Here is a 5,499-nt window from a genome sequence, read left to right on the forward strand (position 1 = left end):
CAATAGGCAATAGGCAATAGGCAATAGGCAATAGGCAATAGGCAAAATTACTTATTGCCCATCTTCAAAAGTTTATAACAAAAAAAAAGTCTCATACAAATAATGTATGAGACTTTAAAAAAAACTGGCGGCGACCTACTCTCCCGCTTTCGCAGTACCATCGGCGCTGGTGGGCTTAACTTCTGTGTTCGGAATGGGAACAGGTGAGCCCCACCGCTAAAACCACCCTAAAGGTTGTATATAAGGTTCAGGTTGTAGATTATAGGGATTAGGTAATAGCTTTAAACTGCTACCTCCTACCTTGTATCTATCATCCGATACCTGTTTTATCGATAAGAATATTCACAAAGAGAGAACCTTTAATTGCGCAATTAAGCATTCGCCAATTAGGCTATAAATCTACGGGTAATTAGTACTACTCGGCTATGCTGTTACCAACTTTACACCTGTAGCCTATCAACGTGGTCATCTCCCACGACCCTTAAAAGATGTCTCATCTTGAGGCGAGTTTCGCACTTATATGCTTTCAGTGCTTATCTCTTCCAAACGTAGCTACTCAGCGGTGCTCCTGGCGGAACAACTGATACACCAGAGGTTTGTTCAAATCGGTCCTCTCGTACTAGATTCAAGCCCTCTCAAACATCTAACGCCCGCAATAGATAGAGACCGAACTGTCTCACGACGTTCTGAACCCAGCTCGCGTGCCACTTTAATGGGCGAACAGCCCAACCCTTGGGACCTTCTCCAGCCCCAGGATGTGACGAGCCGACATCGAGGTGCCGAACCTCCCCGTCGATATGAGCTCTTGGGGGAGACTAGCCTGTTATCCCCGGAGTACCTTTTATCCTATGAGCGATGGCCCTTCCATACGGAACCACCGGATCACTATGTCCTGCTTTCGCACCTGATCGACTTGTAGGTCTCACAGTCAAGCACCCTTATGCCATTACACTCTACGCACGGTTACCAAGCGTGCTGAGGGTACCTTTGAAAGCCTCCGTTACTCTTTTGGAGGCGACCACCCCAGTCAAACTACCCACCACGCAGTGTCCTTCTAAAAGAAGTTAGGCTCCAAGTAAGTAAAGGGTGGTATTTCAACGTTGACTCCACAAACACTAGCGTGCCTGCTTCAAAGTCTCCCACCTATCCTACACATTACTTACTCAAAGTCAATACGAAGTTATAGTAAAGGTTCACAGGGTCTTTTCGTCCCATTGCGGGTACTCGGCATCTTCACCGAGACTACAATTTCACAGAGCTCATGGTTGAGACAGTGCCCAGATCGTTACACCATTCGTGCAGGTCGGAACTTACCCGACAAGGAATTTCGCTACCTTAGGACCGTTATAGTTACGGCCGCCGTTTACTGGGGCTTCAGTTAAACGCTTCGCATTGCTGCTAACGCCCTTCCTTAACCTTCCAGCACCGGGCAGGTGTCAGACCCTATACTGCATCTTTCGATTTTGCAGAGTCCTGTGTTTTTGATAAACAGTCGCCTGGGCCTTTTTACTGCGGCCACCATTGCTGATGGCGTCTCTTCTCCCGAAGTTACGAGACTATTTTGCCTAGTTCCTTAACCATGATTCACTCTAGCACCTTAGGATTCTCTCCTCGACTACCTGTGTCGGTTTATGGTACGGGTTGCTTCACTTCGGCTTTTCTTGGAAGCACTTTCCCTACAACAACTTCGCCCGAAGGCTAGGTCTTGACTATTCCGTCAGTCTCCAGTAAGTACGGCACTCCGTCCCCTTTTTAGTGTGAGCAAGTATGGGAATATTAACCCATTGTCCATCCACTACCCCTTTCGGGTTCGCGTTAGGTCCCGACTAACCCTCAGCTGATTAGCATGGCTGAGGAAACCTTAGTCTTTCGGTGAGCGGGTTTCTCGCCCGCTTTATCGTTACTTATGCCTACATTTTCTTTTCTGTACGCTCCACCAAGCCTCACGACTCAGCTTCTGTGCAAACAGAATGCTCCCCTACCAGATATATCTAATGATATAAATCCATAGCTTCGGTACTCTATTTATGCCCGATTATTATCCATGCCGGACCGCTCGACTAGTGAGCTGTTACGCACTCTTTAAATGAATGGCTGCTTCCAAGCCAACATCCTAGCTGTCAATGCAGTCCAACCGCGTTGCTTCAACTTAATAGAGATTTGGGGACCTTAGCTGTTGGTCTGGGTTCTTTCCCTCTCGGACACGGACCTTAGCACCCGCGCCCTCACTGCCGTGGAACATTTATTAGCATTCGGAGTTTGTCAGGAATTGGTAGGATTTGACTCCCCCGCATCCAATCAGTAGCTCTACCTCTAATAAACTTATACACGACGCTGCACCTAAATGCATTTCGGGGAGTACGAGCTATCTCCCAGTTTGATTGGCCTTTCACCCCTACCCACAGGTCATCCGAAGACTTTTCAACGTCAACCGGTTCGGTCCTCCACTTTGTGTTACCAAAGCTTCAACCTGCCCATGGGTAGATCACAAGGTTTCGCGTCTAATACTACTAACTAAGCGCCCTATTCAGACTCGCTTTCGCTCCGGCTCCGCACCTGAAGTGCTTAACCTCGCTAGTAACATTAACTCGTAGGCTCATTATGCAAAAGGCACGCCGTCACCCAACTTGTGGGCTCCGACCGCTTGTAGGCGTACGGTTTCAGGTTCTATTTCACCCTTCTATTCGAAGTGCTTTTCACCTTTCCTTCACAGTACTTGTTCACTATCGGTCTTTCAGGAGTATTTAGCCTTGGAGGATGGTCCCCCCATATTCAAACAGGATTTCACGTGTCCCGCCCTACTCATTTATCACTTAAATATGCCTTTCATATACGGGGCTATCACCCTCTATGGCTGTTCTTTCCAGAACATTCTATTAAACATATAAAAGCTTTTGGGCTAATCCGCGTTCGCTCGCCACTACTTACGGAATCTCTTCGATTTCTTTTCCTCAGGGTACTTAGATGTTTCAGTTCTCCTGGTTTGCTCTCCTTGCGGAGTGACTGGTCTTCAACCAGACGGGTTGCCCCATTCGGACATCTGCGGATCAATTCGTGTGTGCCAATCCCCGCAGCTTTTCGCAGCTTACCACGTCCTTCGTCGCCTCTGAAAGCCTAGGCATCCGCCATACGCCCTTAACGATTTCTTTCCTAATTATTAATTAGTTCAGTATTTTTGCTTAACATTGCTGTTAAATTATTTTGTAAACTCAAACGCTTAATTGCGCTCGGTTTTCTCTTTGTGATATTTTTACCGTTAATGTCAATGATCTTATGTCTTTCTGCTCGTCTGATAAATGGATATTTGTTTTGGCTCTATCCATATTACTTTTAAATCAAACGCACAAAACTGTGGAGAATAAGGGAGTCGAACCCTTGACCTCCTGCGTGCAAGGCAGGCGCTCTAGCCAGCTGAGCTAATTCCCCCTCTAGTAGTTGTTAGTTGTTGGTGTTTGGTTGTTAGTATTTGACTTGCGCTTTTCCTAACTCCTAATACCTATAACCTAACTCCTTAATTAGTAGTCTCGGGCAGGCTCGAACTGCCGACCTCTACATTATCAGTGTAGCGCTCTAACCAGCTGAGCTACGAGACTTTGTTATGAGTAATGGGCGATGAGCAATAAGTAATATTTGCATATCTCTTTTTCCTCTTCTTCATACTCAATCTCTCTTCCCTGTTACTAATTTCTAGTGGGTTTTGTATTTTTTTATATATATCAACCAAATAAAAACTAAAGCTTCACTTTAAGTAAGTGCATCGTGTCTTGCGACACTTATTTGTTTATCGTCTTAAGACGCTCTAAAATGAGATGTTCCAGCCGCACCTTCCGGTACGGCTACCTTGTTACGACTTAGCCCTAGTTACTTGTTTTACCCTAGGCAGCTCCTGTTACGGTCACCGACTTCAGGTACCCCAAACTTCCATGGCTTGACGGGCGGTGTGTACAAGGCCCGGGAACGTATTCACCGCATCATGGCTGATATGCGATTACTAGCGATTCCAGCTTCATAGAGTCGAGTTGCAGACTCCAATCCGAACTGAGACCAGCTTTCGAGATTCGCATCCAGTCGCCTGGTAGCTGCCCTCTGTACTGGCCATTGTATTACGTGTGTGGCCCAAGGCGTAAGGGCCGTGATGATTTGACGTCATCCCCACCTTCCTCTCTACTTGCGTAGGCAGTCTCACTAGAGTCCCCAACTGAATGATGGCAACTAGTGACAGGGGTTGCGCTCGTTGCAGGACTTAACCTAACACCTCACGGCACGAGCTGACGACAACCATGCAGCACCTTGAAAATTGTCCGAAGAAAAGTCTATTTCTAAACCTGTCAATTCCCATTTAAGCCTTGGTAAGGTTCCTCGCGTATCATCGAATTAAACCACATAATCCACCGCTTGTGCGGGCCCCCGTCAATTCCTTTGAGTTTCATTCTTGCGAACGTACTCCCCAGGTGGCTAACTTATCACTTTCGCTTAGTCTCTGAACCCTAAAGCCCAAAAACGAGTTAGCATCGTTTACGGCGTGGACTACCAGGGTATCTAATCCTGTTCGCTCCCCACGCTTTCGTCCATCAGCGTCAGTTAAAACATAGTGACCTGCCTTCGCAATTGGTGTTCTAAGTAATATCTATGCATTTCACCGCTACACTACTTATTCCAGCCACTTCTACTTTACTCAAGACCTGCAGTATCAATGGCAGTTTCATAGTTAAGCTATGAGATTTCACCACTGACTTACAGATCCGCCTACGGACCCTTTAAACCCAATAAATCCGGATAACGCTTGCACCCTCCGTATTACCGCGGCTGCTGGCACGGAGTTAGCCGGTGCTTATTCGTATAGTACCTTCAGCTACTCTCACGAGAGTAGGTTTATCCCTATACAAAAGAAGTTTACAACCCATAGGGCCGTCGTCCTTCACGCGGGATGGCTGGATCAGGCTCTCACCCATTGTCCAATATTCCTCACTGCTGCCTCCCGTAGGAGTCTGGTCCGTGTCTCAGTACCAGTGTGGGGGATCACCCTCTCAGGCCCCCTAAAGATCACTGACTTGGTAGGCCGTTACCCTACCAACTATCTAATCTTGCGCGTGCCCATCTCTATCCACCGGAGTTTTCAATATCGACTGATGCCAGTCAATATATTATGGGGTATTAATCTTCCTTTCGAAAGGCTATCCCCCTGATAAAGGTAGGTTGCACACGTGTTCCGCACCCGTACGCCGCTCTCTAGATTCCGAAGAATCTATACCGCTCGGCTTGCATGTGTTAGGCCTCCCGCTAGCGTTCATCCTGAGCCAGGATCAAACTCTCCATTGTATGTTTGTCTGACTCACTCAAAGTTATTTGACGCTTTAGTTTTTCCTTACTTGGTTGTATATTATTTTTCAATGATCTCTATTCTTCCGCTTTTTACGATACCTACATTTTCTGTCGTTTTCAGTACCGATTTGCGTGTGCAAAAGTAAAACTTTTTTACTAACTGACCAAATGTTTTTT

At 46.7% G+C, this 5,499-nt stretch carries 2 tRNA genes and 3 rRNA genes; all 5 read right to left on the reverse strand.

The window, feature by feature from the left end:
- Positions 1-122 precede the first annotated feature (122 nt).
- A 5S ribosomal RNA gene (rrf, locus tag B5X64_RS22225) occupies positions 123-230 on the reverse strand.
- Positions 231-389: 159 nt separating this feature from the next.
- Positions 390-3,149 (reverse strand): 23S ribosomal RNA (locus tag B5X64_RS22230).
- A 203-nt stretch (positions 3,150-3,352) separates the two neighbouring features.
- Positions 3,353-3,426 (reverse strand) — tRNA-Ala (locus B5X64_RS22235).
- A gap of 93 nt (positions 3,427-3,519) precedes the next feature.
- Positions 3,520-3,593 (reverse strand) — tRNA-Ile (locus tag B5X64_RS22240).
- A 209-nt stretch (positions 3,594-3,802) separates the two neighbouring features.
- Positions 3,803-5,319, reverse strand: a 16S ribosomal RNA gene (locus B5X64_RS22245).
- The 16S, 23S and 5S rRNA genes sit together here with 2 tRNA genes alongside, the layout of an rRNA operon.
- Between the last annotated feature and the right edge of the window lie 180 nt (positions 5,320-5,499).

This window comes from Chryseobacterium balustinum, assembly GCF_900168205.1.
Lineage (GTDB): Bacteria > Bacteroidota > Bacteroidia > Flavobacteriales > Weeksellaceae > Chryseobacterium > Chryseobacterium balustinum.